Source organism: Alloscardovia sp. HMSC034E08 (assembly GCF_001813415.1).
Taxonomy (GTDB): domain Bacteria; phylum Actinomycetota; class Actinomycetes; order Actinomycetales; family Bifidobacteriaceae; genus Alloscardovia; species Alloscardovia omnicolens.
The window spans coordinates 878,390-894,618 of sequence record NZ_KV812468.1 but is presented as its reverse complement, the minus strand read 5'-3'; the positions used below and the strand labels follow the sequence as shown (position 1 = coordinate 894,618).

The following is a 16,229-nucleotide window of genomic DNA, read 5'->3' as shown; positions in this document are numbered from 1 at the left end:
TCTGATGACACAACACCTGAGCAGCGAGCCTGAAAACATTGAGATAGGCGAGGGAGCACAGTTAGTACACGCGCGTGATTCCTCACACATACTGTTTTCGCTGTTTCTTATGCTCGCAGGCCTCATCATGCGAGCACCCATAGTAGTTTTGCCAATTTATATTGAGCCTATGGCAGAGCACATGCATCGTGATGTGGGAAGTTTCGGTATTATTACGAGCCTTCCTTTAGTTATGTTTGTTGTGGTCTCACTTCTTGTGCCATGGTTAGTGCAAAAGATCAATCTCACGCGCACATTGCAAGTAGCATCTGTTTTTATTTTTGTTGGCTCTATGCTGCGTGGAGTACTAACATGGAATACCATGCTTGCTGGCACGGTTTTAGTGGGCATTGGTATAGCTATTTTGAACATTGGTATGCCAACTTTAGTGTCTGAGAAATTCTCACAACAGCCTGGGCTGTATACCATGCGATACTGCGCTGCCATAGTTGTGGGCGCTATTGTCCTCGTTCTTCTCTCACCTTTCGTATCTGCAACGATTGGCTGGCAAGCTATGCTGTGGGTGATGGCTGCTATGACCGCGTGTCCGATGCTTTTGTCGTTCTTTTTACCTCAACTAACAGTAGAAACTCCTGAGGCAACGGACTCTGAGAACAAAGGGACGCATAACTCGGTTATTGATCTGAGCCTTCTTCGAGATGTGCGCATATGGCTTTTTATTGGCATGTTCGCTGGTCAATCGTTCTTGAGCTATACGATGAGCGCATGGCTTCCCAGTATTTTGAACGCAGGCGATGTTCAGTCTGTGCATCACACCATTATTATGCTTATTTTTAATGCAATCGGTTTACCTATTTCTGTGGGCATTCCATTCTTCGTAGCACGTACTTCACGTCATTATCATATTATTGCGGTAACGGCTTTAACAGCTTTACAGGTTGGCGTAGCTGCTCTTTTCCCTCTGCACTCAGTTTTGGGCATCTCATACTGGTACGTTTTTGCTACGGTTACCTGCGCCTTCTTTACGACTATTTTCGTGATGGTTTTGACCTTTTATCCGATTAAGGCTGCTACTGCTGCAGATGCTGCAGAGATTTCCGGCATGTCTCAATCAGTGGGCTATCTTATTGCAGCAACAGGTCCTGTTTTATACGGCTGGATGTATGGAGATGCTATGCCAGGCGTATCCTTCGTTTTTGCCATGATTTTAGTTGTCGTGATTAATGCGTGGTGTTCATGGCATGTTATTCGTATGAATGTGTTCAACGTTCGTAACACACAGGAGAAGCACTAATGACTCGCGAGATTCAACTGTACAGTGTATACCGTCATTTTAAGGGTAATTATTATTACGTAGAAGACTGCGCTACAGACAGCGAAAGCGGTGAAACGGTCGTGATTTATAGGCCTTTATATGGTGAGCGTCGTCTGTGGGTGCGTCCGTTAAGTATGTTTTTATCTGCTGTTGATAGGCAGAAATACCCTCATGCTGAGCAAGAGTATAGATTTGAACAGATAGATTTGTGACATTTCCTCTATTTTGTCATCTTTATTATTGAGTAGGAGTTCACTCGCATAATATCGATGGCAACGATTCCATAACGGGATGGGATTGAGAAAGACGTGCAGCACACTGTAGTGCATAGGGGGATTATTATGTTATTCCAAGTATATGGGGCACATGCCGCCACCCAATGGTTGGGTTGGATTATGGTTTTTGTGGCACTGATTGCTTTGAACGAGTTATCTCGCCGTTCGAAAGCTGGCGGTTTGATTATGTTTGCCGCTTTACCAGCAGCAATGACCGTCTACTGTATAGCTGTTATTAGTGGAGCAGCTATGGGAGCTGACTGGGCTGTGAACAATCCAACGAATGTTTTTGCTAATGGATGGTTCCACTACGCTAAAGTTTACGCAGCTCTAGCAGGATGCCTCGGCTTTATGGTGATTAAATATCGCTGGGGAAAGCTTGGTAAAGCCCGTTGGTTTAGAGCTTTTCCTTTCGCTATCGTTGCGTTAAATATTTTAATTGCAGTTATCTCTGATTTTGAATCAGCAGCGCACTTCTTTACCGGCAACTACACCATGATGAACGGTTCTCCAGTATGGACCACATCCGAGCATATTACCGTGGTTACTGGCTGGCACAATGTATTTAATGGTGTGGCAGGTTTGATTAACATCATGTGCATGACTGGCTGGTGGGCAGTCTACTCGTCAAAGAAAAAAGACGATATGATTTGGGCAGATATGACATGGGTATTCATCGTATCTTACGATTTGTGGAACTTCTGCTACACCTACAATAATTTGCCAAATCATTCTTGGTATTGCGGTTTTGCTTTATTATTGGCTCCAACCGTGGCAAATATGCTATGGAATAAGGGAGGATGGATTCAAAATCGTGCTAATACCTTGGCTATCTGGTGCATGTTTGCTCAGGTCTTCCCACAATTCCAAACATCCATGCCTGAGCTGGGAGTAGATAGTCCATTCGCAGTTAATTCCACAATGAATGCTACAGCAAATCTGTGGATATCTGTTCTTGCCTTACTCGCAAATATTGCAGCCATTGGTTATATTGTCTACCGTGCACACAAGTTGCAGGTTAACCCGTACACGCATGAAGTCTTTACGGGAACTCGTGACTTTGAAAAGGCGAATGCTCGCGTTGATGAATTCGATCGAGAAGCAATTATTGCTGTGAAGTAAAAAAGTTGGTCGGCATGTGAACTGCCGACCAACTTCTGTATTTACTCTGATAAGAAGTGTTTCTCGTCTGGCAGTACCCAACTAAGGATGAGCGCTACCACAAAGGCAATAGCAATCGCATTAGAGAAGACTGACTGGAAGAGAGCAGGGAAGTACTGGAAAATACCCTGAGCCTGAGTAAAACTAATACCGATGGTTAAAGCCAAAGTCACAATAGTAATATTGCGTTGCGTAAAACCGGCTTTAGCAATCATCTGAATGCCTGCCAACACAATCGAGCCGAACATCATAATCGTGCAGCCGCCCAAAACAGCCTGAGGAAGCGAATTAAATACTGCAGCTAAACAAGGGAAGAAGCTTGCCAGAATCAAAATCAAACCACCGGTCAAAATAACTTTACGGTTTACTACCCTGGTAATAGCCACCAAGCCAACGTTCTGCGCAAAAGAAGTTAATGGCAAAGCGCCAAAGAAACCTGCAACAGAAGAGATAAAACCGTCACCGGCAATAGCTCCAGCAGTTTCGCGGTCTGTTGGTTCACGGTTAAAACCAACCTGAGTTAAAGACGAGGTATTACCCAAAACTTCTACAGAAGAAACTACATACAGCAAAGTGAAAGATACAATCGCATTCACATCAAACTTAATACCAAAAGACATAAGAGGAGCAATATGAGGTAAAGATACAATGCTCAAGCCTTGGAAATTACTAAAATCTACCATATGAGGAGCAATGCCGCTGAGAGTAAAAATCAAAGCAATAATATAGCCAACAACAAGACCGAAAAGCACGGATAATTGTTTAGCAATACCTCGAGTTAAAACTTGGAAAGCAAGGCAAGCAACCAAAGTGATAGTAGCGACGGTGAGGTTCTGCCACGAACCAAAATCTTTCGCTCCAGATCCGCCACCAAAAGAGGTAGCGCCCACAGACAGCAAAGAAAAACCAATAGTTGTTACCACTACTGCAGAAACAATCGGATTAATAAATGGTTTCCAATATTGTGCGGTAAGTCCCAAAAGCAACTCAACAAAGCCGCCCACAATCACAGCACCAATTACTGCTCCATAACCTAACTTAGGGTCAGAAGCGACTAAAGTTGCTGCGGCTACATAGGTAAAAGATATGCCCGTAACGATTGGCAGACGACCGCCAATTCGCCATAAAGGGTAAAGCTGCAAACATGTGCCCAAACCGGCCACAAGCAGAGCGGAACTAATAATCCATGCACTTTGCTCTGCGGTGAGTTGAGCAGCAGCAACCACAATCGCAATAGGCGCAAGGTTGGCAACGAACATGGCAAGCACATGCTGAATACCAAAAGGAATGCCAGTCCATAGGGAAATCTTGCCATCGAGCTGACGCAAAGCAGCTTCAGTTGAGCCTAAACTCGATGGAGGAGTAGTGCTGTTTGTCTCAGCAGAAGACGTACTCGTCATCTGTAATCTCTCTTTCTCTCTTACAGTTCTTCTTGACGTGTAGCACGTAGGGCGAGCCTGAGTTGTTACCTTGTGTTGTCACCTGAGTTGCGCCGCACATCAAGAAGATAAATAGTTAAGGCTGTGCGATTGCTTTCGTGTGATTGCGCTCGTACAGCCTTAGCCTACATTTTAATAAAACTCAATGCTTCCATCGGTGGCATCCATAGTGCGGATTCTCGCTAAAGATTCCACGCGATACCCACGTTGACGTAACGCATCGCCACCGCCTTGGAAGCCTTTTTCCACAGCAATACCGAAGCCTTCAACAACAACTCCGGCGCTTTCGCAAATATGAAGTAAACCATTGAGAGCATTACCATTGGCTAAGAAGTCATCGATAATAAGCACATGCTCACCTTCAGTAAGGAACTTCTTTCCCACAATCACAGGGAATTCCTTTTGTTTTGTAAAGGAATAAATTGACGTGGAATACTGCTCGCCATCAAGGTTAATGGACTGAGCTTTCTTTGCGAAAACAACAGGGACGTTCTGGAAGTGACGTGCAGCCATGCACGCGATGCCAATGCCAGAAGCTTCGATGGTCAGAATCTTATCGATGCGCGTGCCTTCGAATAAACGCGCCCATTCTTCGCCCATTTTATCGAATAACGTAATATCGCACTGGTGATTCAAAAACGCATCTACTTTGAGCACGTCGCCAGGCTTAACAGTTCCCTCTTCGCGTATGCGATCTTCAAGAAGCTTCATGGAAAATCCAATTCTTCATACACTTGTCTGGCGTCAACATGGCCTGCTTAAAGCGAACTGACCCGCTGAAAGCAAGCACGCGAACAGCGCTAACAAGTTGTGTCGGATAGTGTGTACGCAACATAAGTATGCGTCCAAATAGCATAACGCGCGCGTGTGACGTGAGCGGGGTTGTGTGGCGAGGTGGAATTGGGGGTGAGGTTGTGTTGACCGGGGCTGGGCAGTCTGCGGTGGTGGTAATCGGATTTGGCTGGTTTTGGGGCGCGGTCGGGCGCAAAAGCGAATGCATGTTGTGCGCAACGCCGCTTTAATCCGTGATGAATAAACATGTACACTTCTGGTCTGTAAGCCGCGTGTGCTAAAAAAGAGCAATGAGTTTTTCGCAGTCAGGTTTCGATTTTGATGGTTATGCACACGAAGGCACGAACAATACGCATACTAATGCTGATAGTCAGAGCCTTACAGAAACAGGAGTGTATGCTCGCACAGCTCAGGATCTGCTTGGCGGTCTGAACGCTCATCAGCTCGAAGCCGTACAATACGAGGGGCCTGCACTGTTGATTGGTGCGGGTGCTGGTTCAGGTAAAACGCGCGTGTTAACGCGCCGTATTGCATGGGCTTTAACGCAATGGCGTGCTTATCCAAGCCAAATTCTGGCTATTACCTTTACGAACAAGGCTGCAGCTGAAATGAAGGAACGTTTGGGTTCTCTTATTGGCCCGGTTGCACAAAAGATGTGGGTATCGACTTTTCACTCCGCTTGTGTGCGTATTTTACGCCGCCATGGAGAATCTATTGGTTTGAAATCAGGTTTTACCATTTACGATACTGCTGACTGCCAGCGCTTGGTAAACCTGATTGCAGGTGAACTCAATATTGACACGAAGCGTTATACTCCGCGCAGTATTTTGGGCGCTATTTCGGATTATAAGAATCAGCTGATTGGTTGGCGTGAAGCTTTAGCACATGCTGCCAGCGATTATGTGCCCGGAAAGCGCGGTCAGCATATTGCTAATTTAGGCAATAAAGAAGAAGTTTTTGCAGTGTGCTATGCAGAGTATCAGCATCGTTTGAAGGTTGCAAATTCTGTTGACTTTGATGATTTACTTGTGCGCACTGTAGAACTTTTCCGCACAGATATGCAGGCTTTGGAGTTTTACCGCAGGCGCTTCAGCTTTATTTTTGTAGATGAGTATCAGGATACCAACCACGCTCAGTATGTGCTTATCCGTTTATTGGCAAGCAAGGAATTACCTGACGCTACGCCAATGGCTCGTCCTGCGTGGGTAACAGTTGTGGGTGATTCTGATCAGTCAATTTATGCTTTCCGTGGCGCAGATATTTCGAATATTTTGGATTTTGAGAAAGACTTCGATAATGCTCGAACTATTATGCTCGAACAGAATTATCGGTCTACTCAAAATATTTTGAACGCTGCCAATGCAGTGATTTCTCAAAATTCGAATCGCACGCCAAAGAAATTATGGACTGATTTAGGTGAAGGTGCTTTGATTACTGGCTATGCTGCAGATAATGCCCAGCAGGAAGCACAGTGGATAGCGCAGGAAATTGCGCGTATGGAAGCTGAAGGCGAATTCCCATATTCCCAGATGGCTATTATGTATCGTGCGAATGCTCAGTCGCGTTCCTTAGAAGAAGGGCTGATTAATGAGCATATTCCATATCAGATAGTGGGAGGAACACGTTTCTACGAGCGTGCTGAAATTAAGGATGCTATGGCTTATGTGCATGCCATTGCAAATCCAGCTGATGATGTGAGTACGCGGCGTATTTTGAACGTGCCTAAGCGAGGTTTGGGTGCGCGCGCGGAAGCGTTACTTAACGAGGATGCTGCTTCACGTGGCGATACGTTTTGGAGTGCAATTGAGTTTATTGAGCGCAATAGTGCAATTTCTGCGCGTAGTAAGAAGGGGATTGTTGCTTTCCGTGATTTAATGCGTTCGTTGCGTGCTTTTGCTGTGGAACATGACAATAAGCCAAGCGAAATTATTGCTGAAGTGCTTAACAAGTCAGGATTGCTTGAGACTCTAAGACAATCAGAAGACCCTCAGGATGCTACGCGCGTAGATAATCTCAGTCAGTTGCAGTCCGTGGCTGCTGAATACGAGCAGAACACGCCTGACGCTACTTTAGCTGGTTTCTTGGAGACTACTGCTTTGGTTGCTGATTCTGACCAGTTACCGGGAGAAGGCGAAGACCACGGCACTGTTACTTTAATGACTCTACATACCGCGAAAGGATTGGAATATCCTGTGGTCTTCTTGCCTGGTATGGAGCAAGGAACCTTCCCTCATTCACGCAGTATTGAAGACGAAAAAGAGCTTTCTGAAGAACGACGTTTAGCTTATGTGGGTATTACTCGAGCTCAGCGAAAACTGTACGTGACGCGTGCAGCAGTTCGCTCGCAATGGGGGCAGGCTAGCGAAATGATGCCAAGCCAGTTCTTAGATGAAATTCCTGATAATTTGATGCGCTGGGAACGCCGTGAAGCAACGGTAGAGAAGATGCGTAGCAGCTGGGCAGGGGGAGATGAGTTCGGCAGCGATGATTTCGATGATTTTACTGATTACGGTAGCTGGTCGTCACGTCCATCACCGAAATCAACTTATGGATCTGCGCGTTCTTCTTCACGCTCGACTTTCGGAGGCGGATCATCATCCCCACACATGCATTACGGTACGAGTTCTGTGGGAACACGGTCAACGTCTCGACGTAATCAAAGTTCTGGAGCCTTCTCCTCCGCGCGTAGCGGTCAAATAACAACGAAGCGTGTTAGCGCAACGAAAACCGCTGCGTCTTCTTCAGTCAAGGAAAACTCCTTTACTATTGCTGACTTTTGTGTGGGTGAAAAAATCATCCATGAAAAGCACGGCTTAGGAACAATCGTTTCTATGGAAGATAAAGGAACAAATTCCGTTCTCGTGGTGAACTTCGGTTCTTCAGGAACAAAACGGTTGCTTATTCGTTTATCACCTATCGAAAAACTCTAATCCTCAAGCTTTTGTAGATATGCAGGTGTAGACTCATGAACGTTGTGTGCGTAATGCTTCATGCTTTGCGTGCATAACTCTGGAGTCTTGGCCCATCTGCGGGTCGGCAGTGCACAGCACTGTTAAACGTTGAACGAGTAGACGATGTTCAGCGCTAAGCGCAGGAGTGGCTGACTCGGTGAATAAACAGACGGTTTATCCACCTTGCATATCTACAACAGAAGGAAATTAAATGACTAAGGTACAGCGTGCACGCCGTCAGGTGCGTCTTTCCCGCTCCCTCGGCATCGCTTTGACCCCAAAGGCTCAGCGTATCTTCGAAAAGCGTCCATACGGTCCAGGTGAACATGGTCGCGATCGTCGTCGTGCAGAGTCCGATTACGCAGTACGTTTGCGCGAAAAGCAGCGTCTCCGCGCACAGTACGGCATCTCTGAAAAGCAGATGCGTGCGATTTATGAAAAGTCACGTCGCGAAGCTGGTCAGACCGGTAACGCGATGTTGGTTAACCTCGAATCTCGTCTTGATGCTCTCGTGCTTCGTGCTGGCTTTGCTCGCACATCTGCACAGGCTCGTCAGTTCGTTGTTCACCGTCACATCCTCGTTGATGGAAACATCGTGGATCGCCCAAGCTACCATGTAAAGCCAGGTCAGACCATTCAGGTTAAGCCAAAGAGTCAGACCATGGAGCCATTCCAGGCAGCAGCTGAAGGCGTACACCGCGACGTTCTCCCAGCAGTTCCAGGCTATCTTGACGTCAACTTGGCAGCTCTCAAGGCTACCTTGACACGTAAGCCAGAAGTAGAAGAAATCCCAGTAACTGTTAACATTCAGTACGTGGTCGAACACTACTCTCGCTAAAAAGAACTGTGTTTCTGCTGTTTACACGGCAATACACGCAGCAGAAACGAAACAATTTACGGCATACATACACGAAACCATCGCCACATGGCATTCTCTTCGAAGAGAGCGTCATACAAGGCGGTGGTTTTTCGTTTGTAAATTCATGTGTTGTAGATTATGACACGTTGAACGTGTCCTCACTTACCACAGTCAGAACTCTCAAAAGCAACGTGGTGAAGTTTTTCAGCATACATCTATCGAATACGTCACGTCTTACAGCTGTTTGTCCATGTAAATCAGTGTAAATCAGTCCTGGTGAGAGTGGAGCGGTACAGACAAGCGAAGATGTAAAGCCTAAAACACCGTAACTGCGTCAATCTCAATCAGAACCTCGCTCATAATTGTTTGGAATCTTGCTCGTCCTGTCTGCACAGCATTGCTCAACCCCGCTAAGCCCCAAGAGCACAGTAAAAGTTAATCAGGATTAATCCATTGCCAACATATTCAAAATATTCGAAACAATGGAAACGACTATCGCGCCAAGCAGAGACCATCCGAAACCGTCTGATATAACGCCGGTGCCGAACAAAGAGTGCGACATGAGCGGGGCGATTTCGAAGCAAAAAGTGTTGACAATCAAAGCAGCCAAACCAAAGGTCAGCACCGTGAGCGGCAACATAAAAATATGTAGGATAGGTTTAATCGAAACGTTAATAAAGGCCAAAAAGAGCGCGAAAGTTCCATACGCAACCCACGAATAATCGCCGATAATATGCAGACCAGGAACGAGCCATACAGTAACACTTGTAGCAATGGTGAGAACAAGCCAATTCAACAGAAATCTTTTCATATGTACAGTATAAACGAGAGGGCGTAGGCTTTGCAGAGAGCTTAAGCATGGTAGAGCGGAACTAAACAGCCGGAAGAAAGTTAGCCAATGAACTAGAGTAGTAGCATGACTATTCATTTATATCTGGTACGACATGGTCAAACCTATTTTAATCTGTATAACCGTCTGCAAGGCTGGTCAAATTCACCGCTGACCGAGGCTGGCCGAGCAGACGCAGTGAAAGCTGGCAACAAGCTAGCAAAAGTTCCGCTCAGTGCAGCATTCTGTTCAGATACGACGCGCGCTCAAGACACCGCTCGCGCGATTTTGCAGCTTAATACGCACTCACTCGATGCGAACATAACTGAGCCAGAAGCGCATATGGAGTTCCGCGAGCAATTTTACGGGTATTTCGAAGGGCGCGATATGAGCGAAGCATGGTGGGCAGCTGGAGCGCCACACGGAGCATCAACCTACGCTCAAATCCTAGAAAAATTTGGTCCGCAAGCGACGCGCGACTTTTTGAAGGAAGCCGATCCCTTCCATCACGCAGAAAATAACGAAGAGTATTGGCAGCGTATCGAGCGCGGCTTTAAGATTATTGCTGATTCGCCTAATGTTGACGATGAGAGTCACGTTTTGTTAATTTCTCACGGTAACACGCTACTCAGTCTTATGCAGCGCTTAACTGTTAACACAGATGCCAACAGTTCACACAGTTTTGATTTAACGGTTCGTCCGGCAAACGGTTCTGTGACGCGCATTGATTGTGATGCAGATAAGCTCGGCTCTGATTTTGAGGCGGCGCTAACAGTTGTGGGATATAACGAGTAAGTATCGTTCAAGCGCACATGTTGCGTAGCGCGAATACAGACGCTTGCGTGGCGTGCGAACACGAGCGTTTAGTAGTGCGTGAGCGCAAGTACAAATACCTACGCCTACGCCTACGCCTAGTGGTAGCCTAGTGCCATATGTCTTTTATGCGGACATGAGGCTACAGCACATAATTGCACATAAAGGAGAGACTATGGATTTAGGACAGGTCGCGAGCCTGATTGCGGCAATCGTTTTTGCTATTCTTGCAGGCTTCCTTATTTATCCGCTCATTCGTTTGGGTAAGCTGTTCGATCAGATCGCGCAAACCGTAAAGGAAACAGGCGATCACGCTATTCCTGCGCTCGATGAGAGCGTTACGACTGTGCAGAAGGTAAATCAGTCTCTCGAGGATGTGAACCAGATTTCCTCGGCTGCCTCCACAACAGCAAATAATGTGGGCGCTTTAACGGATTTGTATGGTGCTGTGCTGGGCAAGCCGCTCATTAAGGTAGCCGCTATATTTTATGGCGCAAAGCAGGCAGTAAGCGGTTTTGTGAAGAACAGCGACGGTAGCGCTTCTGCAAACACAACAAGCAACAACAAGTAGGAGAGTAGATGATTAAGCGAATCTTCTGGTTTTTAGTAGGCTTCGGAGCCGGACTTGTTGTGGCCAGCAAAGCGCAGGCTTATGTTCGCGCGCATACGCCACGTATGGCTCGTGAGTTTGTGCTTGGACCAGACCAAGATAATGTAGCGATGCGTACTTTAGGCTCTTTGATTGCTGACTTTAGAAAGTATAGCAACGAAAAAGAAGCTGAGATGAACGAAAAGTACGCTCGTAAGTTTGGAGAGAACTAAGACGAACTTAGACCAACTAATACAAGTTTTTTAGACAGATAGTAATTCAAGGAGTAATGCGTTTATGCGCACGTCAGAAATTGCACAGAGATATACAGGATATTTTGAGAAACATGGTCATTTGGTTGTTCCATCGGCCTCACTTATTTCCCCTAATCCAACCACACTGTTCACTATTGCAGGTATGGTTCCTTTCGTTCCTTATTTGCTGGGTGAACAAACACCTCCAAGCAAGCGCATTACCAGCAATCAGAAGTGTGTGCGCACACTCGACATTGATGAAGTAGGTAAAACAACACGACACGGTACCTTCTTCCAAATGTTGGGTAACTTCTCCTTTGGTGATTACTTCAAGGAAGAAGCTATTCACTACGCATGGGAGTTGCTCACCACGCCTCAAGACCAGGGCGGTTACGGCTTTGACGTGGAGAAGTTGTGGGTGACCACCTTCACCGATGATGAAGAAGCACGTGCTATTTGGCGCAATGAGGGCATGGATTCAGAACACATGCAGGTTATGGGCATGGAAGACAATTTCTGGACTATGGGCGGACCTGGTCCTGGTGGTCCTTGCTCGGAGATTTATGTTGATCGTGGACCACAGTACGGTAAAGAGGGCGGTCCGATTGCCGATGAAGACCGCTACACCGAGATTTGGGACTTGGTGTTCGAAAACTACGAAGTCGATAACGTGAAGTCGAAGACCGACCTGCATATTGTGGGAGAACTGGCACACAAGAATATCGATACCGGCATGGGATTGGAGCGCGTGGCTTACTTGCTGCAAGGCAAGGAAAATATGTATGAGACCGATGAGCTCTTCCCAGTTATCGAAGCTGCCGAGAAGCTCTCTGGTCTCACGTATGGCGAGAACGAAGAAAACGACGTGCGTTTCCGCGTTGTAGCAGATCATGTTCGTTCTGCTTTGATGATTATGAGCGACGGCGTGCGTCCATCGAACGAAGGCCGCGGCTACGTTTTGCGTCGTTTGCTGCGTCGCACTATGCGTTCGATGAAGACCTTGGGTGTGCAAGAGGAAGTTCTTCCACACTTGCTGCCAGTATCCAAGGGCTTAATGAGCGCAAGCTACCCAGACTTGAATGACTCCTTCGCAGACATCGAAAACGCTGCGTACGGCGAAGAAGATGCTTTCCGCCGCACTTTGGATAATGGTACAACCATTTTGGATGTTGCTGTGTCTAAGGCAAAGAAGAATGGTACTGCCGTTTCTGGTGCAGACGCTTTCTCCTTGCACGATACTTATGGCTTCCCGATTGAGTTGACTCTCGAAATGGCCGCTGAACAGGGTGTGCAGGTTGATGAGGTATCCTTCCGCTCTCTGATGGCTGAGCAAAAGGCTCGTGCTCGTGCTGATGCTTTGAAGAAGCGTGGAAACGTTGATCTGAGCGTTTATGATGATGTGAAGAAGGAACTTGAAGCTCCTATCGACTTCTTGGGATATACAGACATGTCTGCACGCGGTCGTGTGTTAGGCATTATCCAAGAGGGCAAAGGTGCTGTTCCAGCAGTTACTGCTCCTGCTCAGGTTGAAGTTATTCTCGACCGCACACCTTTCTATGCAGAAGCTGGTGGTCAGCTTGCTGATCAAGGTGAGATTCTTTCTGATGACGGTGCAGTACTTGAAGTAGATGATGTGCAAAAGCCTGTTAAGGATTTGATTGTTCATCAGTGCCGTTTGGTTGAAGGTACCTTAACTGTTGATGCTTCTGTTACAGCTTCTATTGATGTTGAACGCCGTGGAGCTATTGCTCGCTCTCATACTGCTACCCATATGGTGCATAAGGCTTTGCGTGAAGAACTGGGGCCTCAGGCTACACAGCGCGGTTCGGAAGATGCTCCAAATCGTTTGCGTTTTGACTTCCAGTGGGCATCGGCACCGTCAGATCAGGCAATGAATTCCGTAGAAGCTCGTGTGAACGAGAAATTGCGTGAGAATTTGTCTGTAACCACTGAAGAGATGAAGTTTGACGATGCTCTCGCTTTGGGTGCTATGCATTTGTTCGGTGAAAAGTACGGCGATATTGTGCGCGTCGTATCTATTGGCGAAGATGGTTGGAGCCGAGAACTATGCGGCGGTACTCACGTAGACCACGTGGGTAAGCTTGGTGTTGTAACCCTGATGAGTGAGTCTTCTGTGGGTACTGGTGTGCGCCGAGTGGATGCAGTTGTAGGTCAAAAAGCTTACGATTTCCATGCTCGCGAGCATGCTTTAGTATCTCAGTTGTCTGACGTATTGCATGCTCGTCCAGACGAGTTAGCAGATCGTATTGCAAGCTTGATGGATAAGCTCAAGGAATCTGATCGTAAGCTTGCTGCGCTTTATGAATCACAGCTCAAAGCACAAATTCCTGCTTTGGTGGAATCTGCCCGCTTGTCAAGCGATGATGTGGTTGTTGTGGCTTCTCATGTAGGCCAGTTCGGCTCCACAGATGCTTTGCGTTCAGCAGTAATGGATGTGCGCGCACAAATTGGTGATAACAAGCCAGTTGTTGTTGCATTGGCTGGTGTAGGAGAATCTGGTAGCCCATCGATTATTGTGGCCACTAACGACCCAGCACGAGATAAAGGTTTGAAAGCTGGAGATCTTGTGCGCAATGCATCCAAGATGCTTGGAGGTGGCGGTGGCGGTAAGCCTGATTTCGCTCAAGGTGGCGGTCAGGATGCATCGCGCATCGACGCAGCACTTGAAGATTTAACTGCTGCAGTACAGTCACGTTAAGGCTTAACGTGACGAATAAAAACGTGTGGATGGGAGTAGATTTAGGAAACGCTCGCGTAGGTATTGCGCTGAGCGATCCTGATTTACTCCTGGCACATCCAGAAGATAATATTCATGCTTCTGGAGACTATTTTTACGTTCTTGATGATGTTATTGCATGTGTAGACGACTATGATGTTAATCATATTGTTGTCGGTTATCCTCTACAATTAAATGGGGAAGAGGGCAAAAGTGCTAAAAAAGCGAAGCGCTGGACTCAGGCACTACGGAAAAAACTCGACCTCTATGGTTTGAATGACGTAACGATAGAATTAAAAGATGAACGATTGAGTTCTGTGGCAGCTCATGATCAGTTGCTTGATGCAGGTATTTCGATGCGTCACCACAGAACAATAATTGATAGTCAGGCCGCTGTAATCCTGTTACAATCGGCATTAGATGATCATAGAGCTCGTATGCGGAGATAAACTCAATGACCAACGATAATGATTTGTTCGATATGTTCACCAATGGTGGTGAACATCAAGACCAAGAAAAAAATGCGAGACAGATTGCATCAGATATAAGTATCCAATCTGATCCTTCTGCACCTCCATTGCCACCACATCGTCGCCGTGAAGCACGTTTAGCACGTAAACGTGCTCGTCAGAAGAAACGCCGCCGTTTATATGCGCTTCTTCTCATCTTGGCTTTGATTGCCGGCATAGGTTTTGGCGGTTATAAAGTAATCAACGTTATTAAACGCGCAACGCAGAGCACCGTTCAAAAAGAATCTCAATCTCTTGACTATCCAGGACCAGGAGAAGGAAATGTTCTCTTCGTAATTAACGAGGGCGACGATACCTCAGTTATAGCGAAAAATTTGGTGAACGCTGGCGTTGTACGCAGTGCTGGAGCTTTCCTTAAAGTTGTGGAGCTTGCAGATGCATCGAAAAAATTGCAAGTTGGTTCTTTCGAATTAAAGAAGAAGATGTCTGCCGCTCAAGTAGTCGCTATTATTACTGATCCGTCGCAAATTAGCGGCGCACTTGTTATCAAACCGGGTGAACGCAATACGGATATTATTAAAGCTGCAGTGCAAATTACAGATTTCTCTCAAGAAGACTTTGATGCTGTGCTCAATGATGCTAATGCGGGCATTCTGCCTGCAGTGGCTCAGGGCAACTATGAGGGCTGGTTTGAACCAGGCACCTACAATGCAAAGAATGCAAGCTCTGCTCGCGAAATTATTAGCCAAATGGTAGCTAAGCGCATTGCTAAACTAAAGGCGTTGAATGTAACAGAAGATCAGTATCGCACAGTGCTGATTAAGGCATCAATTGTGGAAGCTGAAGTTAATAAGTCGGATTATTACGGTAAGGTATCTCGCGTTATTGAAAACCGTTTAGCACAAGATATGAGTTTAGGTATGGATTCTGTGGTGGCTTATGGTTTGGGAATTCGCGGCACAGAACTGACTAATGCTCAGCTGAACGACTCAAGTAATCCATATAATGTGCGTATCCATAAGGGATTACCACCAAGTGCTATTGGCAATCCAGGTGATTCTGCTATTAAAGCCGTACTGGAGCCTGAAGAAGGAAATTGGTTGTACTTCGTTACTGTCAATCTCGATACTGGTGAAACGAAGTTTACGGATTCAGATGCTCAGTTCGAGGAATACGCGAAAGAACTTCGTCAGTGGGAAGTAGATAATCCACGATAAAACTAACTAAGGGCGTGGCATAGCTGTGCCCTTAGTTATATGCAAAGAAATATAATGCTATGGTCAGTAACGCGCAGAAAAATTGAGTGGGCACACACGCTATCGAGGTTTTCCTCTTTCTCAGCAGTAAAAACATAATTTGAAGCAAAAGAACAGCAGACATGAGCAGCCACCAAATAATCAGCAAAACCCAAGATCTCAGTCCTGTCGGTACAAAAAATAATACGCTGACGGCAAGAGCTGTCACATCTCCCAGACCTAATCCTCCTCGAGCAATCAGGAATAAAACGAACTGAGTGCCACACGCAATCAGAATAAAAACTGAAGCAGTACGCACAGCTGTAACGCCTAGAAAAACATAAAACCATATCAACTGAATGGACACAGCACTGAGTACTGCCCAACGAGGTACTGAACGCGCCAAAAAATCGTAAATACTTAAGAAAAGTCCGCCTAGTAAACAGGGAAGCACATAAAAGCTATATAAAAGGTAGTCCATTCCGTAAGATATACCCTAGAAAGTTCAGC

Annotated in this window: 15 protein-coding genes; 11 read left to right on the top strand and 4 right to left on the bottom strand. The window is 46.3% G+C overall.

Annotation, left to right across the window (positions count from 1 at the left end; genetic code table 11):
• Nucleotides 1–4 precede the first annotated feature (4 nt).
• The 3 genes from HMPREF2909_RS05415 to HMPREF2909_RS05405 all read left to right on the top strand — a co-directional run bounded on the left by HMPREF2909_RS05415 (nucleotide 5) and on the right by HMPREF2909_RS05405 (nucleotide 2,712).
• A complete protein-coding gene (locus HMPREF2909_RS05415) occupies nucleotides 5–1,294 on the top strand; it encodes an MFS transporter (protein WP_071415496.1) in 1,290 nt (429 codons plus the stop codon).
• The gene (locus HMPREF2909_RS05410) at nucleotides 1,294–1,527 is read left to right on the top strand and encodes a DUF1653 domain-containing protein (protein ID WP_021618293.1); all 234 of its coding nucleotides are present in this window, start codon (nucleotides 1,294–1,296) and stop codon (nucleotides 1,525–1,527) included. Before HMPREF2909_RS05415 ends, HMPREF2909_RS05410 begins: the two co-directional genes overlap by 1 nt.
• A 129-nt stretch (nucleotides 1,528–1,656) precedes the next feature.
• Nucleotides 1,657–2,712, top strand: a complete 1,056-nt coding sequence (locus HMPREF2909_RS05405; protein WP_071415495.1) for a DUF5692 family protein — start codon at nucleotides 1,657–1,659, stop codon at nucleotides 2,710–2,712.
• 41 nt (nucleotides 2,713–2,753) lie between these two features.
• Here HMPREF2909_RS05405 and HMPREF2909_RS05400 read toward each other — a convergent pair whose 3' ends face one another.
• Nucleotides 2,754–4,151: a uracil-xanthine permease family protein gene (locus tag HMPREF2909_RS05400; protein WP_084797272.1), complete on the bottom strand. Its 1,398-nt coding sequence runs from the start codon at nucleotides 4,149–4,151 to the stop codon at nucleotides 2,754–2,756.
• A gap of 171 nt (nucleotides 4,152–4,322) precedes the next feature.
• On the bottom strand, nucleotides 4,323–4,901 hold the full coding sequence (locus HMPREF2909_RS05395; protein ID WP_022856265.1) for a xanthine phosphoribosyltransferase: 579 nt from the start codon (nucleotides 4,899–4,901) through the stop codon (nucleotides 4,323–4,325).
• Nucleotides 4,902–5,272: 371 nt separating this feature from the next.
• Here HMPREF2909_RS05395 and HMPREF2909_RS05390 point away from each other — a divergent pair, with 371 nt between their 5' ends.
• Together HMPREF2909_RS05390 and rpsD are read left to right on the top strand one after the other, a co-directional pair.
• On the top strand, nucleotides 5,273–7,912 hold the full coding sequence (locus tag HMPREF2909_RS05390) for a UvrD-helicase domain-containing protein (RefSeq protein ID WP_084797271.1): 2,640 nt from the start codon (nucleotides 5,273–5,275) through the stop codon (nucleotides 7,910–7,912).
• A gap of 232 nt (nucleotides 7,913–8,144) precedes the next feature.
• Entirely contained in the window at nucleotides 8,145–8,771 is a 627-nt protein-coding gene (rpsD, locus tag HMPREF2909_RS05385) for a 30S ribosomal protein S4 (RefSeq protein WP_021618298.1), read from the top strand.
• 466 nt (nucleotides 8,772–9,237) lie between these two features.
• Here rpsD and HMPREF2909_RS05380 read toward each other — a convergent pair whose 3' ends face one another.
• Entirely contained in the window at nucleotides 9,238–9,603 is a 366-nt protein-coding gene (locus HMPREF2909_RS05380; protein WP_071415494.1) for a phage holin family protein, read from the bottom strand.
• Nucleotides 9,604–9,708: 105 nt separating this feature from the next.
• Here HMPREF2909_RS05380 and HMPREF2909_RS05375 point away from each other — a divergent pair, with 105 nt between their 5' ends.
• The 6 genes from HMPREF2909_RS05375 to mltG all read left to right on the top strand — a co-directional run bounded on the left by HMPREF2909_RS05375 (nucleotide 9,709) and on the right by mltG (nucleotide 15,701).
• Nucleotides 9,709–10,416: a histidine phosphatase family protein gene (locus tag HMPREF2909_RS05375; protein WP_022856263.1), complete on the top strand. Its 708-nt coding sequence runs from the start codon at nucleotides 9,709–9,711 to the stop codon at nucleotides 10,414–10,416.
• A gap of 193 nt (nucleotides 10,417–10,609) precedes the next feature.
• Entirely contained in the window at nucleotides 10,610–11,005 is a 396-nt protein-coding gene (locus HMPREF2909_RS05370; RefSeq protein WP_071415493.1) for a DUF948 domain-containing protein, read from the top strand.
• Nucleotides 11,006–11,013: 8 nt separating this feature from the next.
• Nucleotides 11,014–11,256 carry a hypothetical protein gene (locus HMPREF2909_RS05365; protein ID WP_021618302.1) on the top strand — a complete coding sequence of 81 codons (243 nt, stop codon included), beginning with the start codon at nucleotides 11,014–11,016 and terminating at the stop codon, nucleotides 11,254–11,256.
• Between the two features lie 64 nt (nucleotides 11,257–11,320).
• On the top strand, nucleotides 11,321–13,996 hold the full coding sequence (gene alaS / locus HMPREF2909_RS05360; protein ID WP_071415492.1) for an alanine--tRNA ligase: 2,676 nt from the start codon (nucleotides 11,321–11,323) through the stop codon (nucleotides 13,994–13,996).
• Between the two features lie 29 nt (nucleotides 13,997–14,025).
• Nucleotides 14,026–14,463: a Holliday junction resolvase RuvX gene (ruvX, locus tag HMPREF2909_RS05355; RefSeq protein ID WP_060808973.1), complete on the top strand. Its 438-nt coding sequence runs from the start codon at nucleotides 14,026–14,028 to the stop codon at nucleotides 14,461–14,463.
• 5 nt (nucleotides 14,464–14,468) lie between these two features.
• A complete protein-coding gene (gene mltG / locus HMPREF2909_RS05350) occupies nucleotides 14,469–15,701 on the top strand; it encodes an endolytic transglycosylase MltG (protein ID WP_071415491.1) in 1,233 nt (410 codons plus the stop codon).
• Nucleotides 15,702–15,732: 31 nt separating this feature from the next.
• On the opposite strand, the gene HMPREF2909_RS05345 is transcribed toward mltG, so the two are convergent.
• On the bottom strand, nucleotides 15,733–16,200 hold the full coding sequence (locus HMPREF2909_RS05345) for a hypothetical protein (protein WP_021618306.1): 468 nt from the start codon (nucleotides 16,198–16,200) through the stop codon (nucleotides 15,733–15,735).
• Nucleotides 16,201–16,229: the final 29 nt, after the last annotated feature.

Excerpts from the sequence above, each read along its gene's own strand:
- HMPREF2909_RS05415 (WP_071415496.1), top strand. The coding sequence starts at position 5 with ATGACACAACACCTGAGCAGCGAGCCTGAAAACATTGAGATAGGCGAG.
- HMPREF2909_RS05410 (WP_021618293.1), top strand. The coding sequence starts at position 1,294 with ATGACTCGCGAGATTCAACTGTACAGTGTATACCGTCATTTTAAGGGT.
- HMPREF2909_RS05405 (WP_071415495.1), top strand. The coding sequence starts at position 1,657 with ATGTTATTCCAAGTATATGGGGCACATGCCGCCACCCAATGGTTGGGT.
- HMPREF2909_RS05400 (WP_084797272.1), bottom strand. The coding sequence starts at position 4,151 with ATGACGAGTACGTCTTCTGCTGAGACAAACAGCACTACTCCTCCATCG.
- HMPREF2909_RS05395 (WP_022856265.1), bottom strand. The coding sequence starts at position 4,901 with ATGAAGCTTCTTGAAGATCGCATACGCGAAGAGGGAACTGTTAAGCCT.
- HMPREF2909_RS05390 (WP_084797271.1), top strand. The coding sequence starts at position 5,273 with ATGAGTTTTTCGCAGTCAGGTTTCGATTTTGATGGTTATGCACACGAA.
- rpsD (WP_021618298.1), top strand. The coding sequence starts at position 8,145 with ATGACTAAGGTACAGCGTGCACGCCGTCAGGTGCGTCTTTCCCGCTCC.
- HMPREF2909_RS05380 (WP_071415494.1), bottom strand. The coding sequence starts at position 9,603 with ATGAAAAGATTTCTGTTGAATTGGCTTGTTCTCACCATTGCTACAAGT.
- HMPREF2909_RS05375 (WP_022856263.1), top strand. The coding sequence starts at position 9,709 with ATGACTATTCATTTATATCTGGTACGACATGGTCAAACCTATTTTAAT.
- HMPREF2909_RS05370 (WP_071415493.1), top strand. The coding sequence starts at position 10,610 with ATGGATTTAGGACAGGTCGCGAGCCTGATTGCGGCAATCGTTTTTGCT.
- HMPREF2909_RS05365 (WP_021618302.1), top strand. The coding sequence starts at position 11,014 with ATGATTAAGCGAATCTTCTGGTTTTTAGTAGGCTTCGGAGCCGGACTT.
- alaS (WP_071415492.1), top strand. The coding sequence starts at position 11,321 with ATGCGCACGTCAGAAATTGCACAGAGATATACAGGATATTTTGAGAAA.
- ruvX (WP_060808973.1), top strand. The coding sequence starts at position 14,026 with ATGGGAGTAGATTTAGGAAACGCTCGCGTAGGTATTGCGCTGAGCGAT.
- mltG (WP_071415491.1), top strand. The coding sequence starts at position 14,469 with ATGACCAACGATAATGATTTGTTCGATATGTTCACCAATGGTGGTGAA.
- HMPREF2909_RS05345 (WP_021618306.1), bottom strand. The coding sequence starts at position 16,200 with ATGGACTACCTTTTATATAGCTTTTATGTGCTTCCCTGTTTACTAGGC.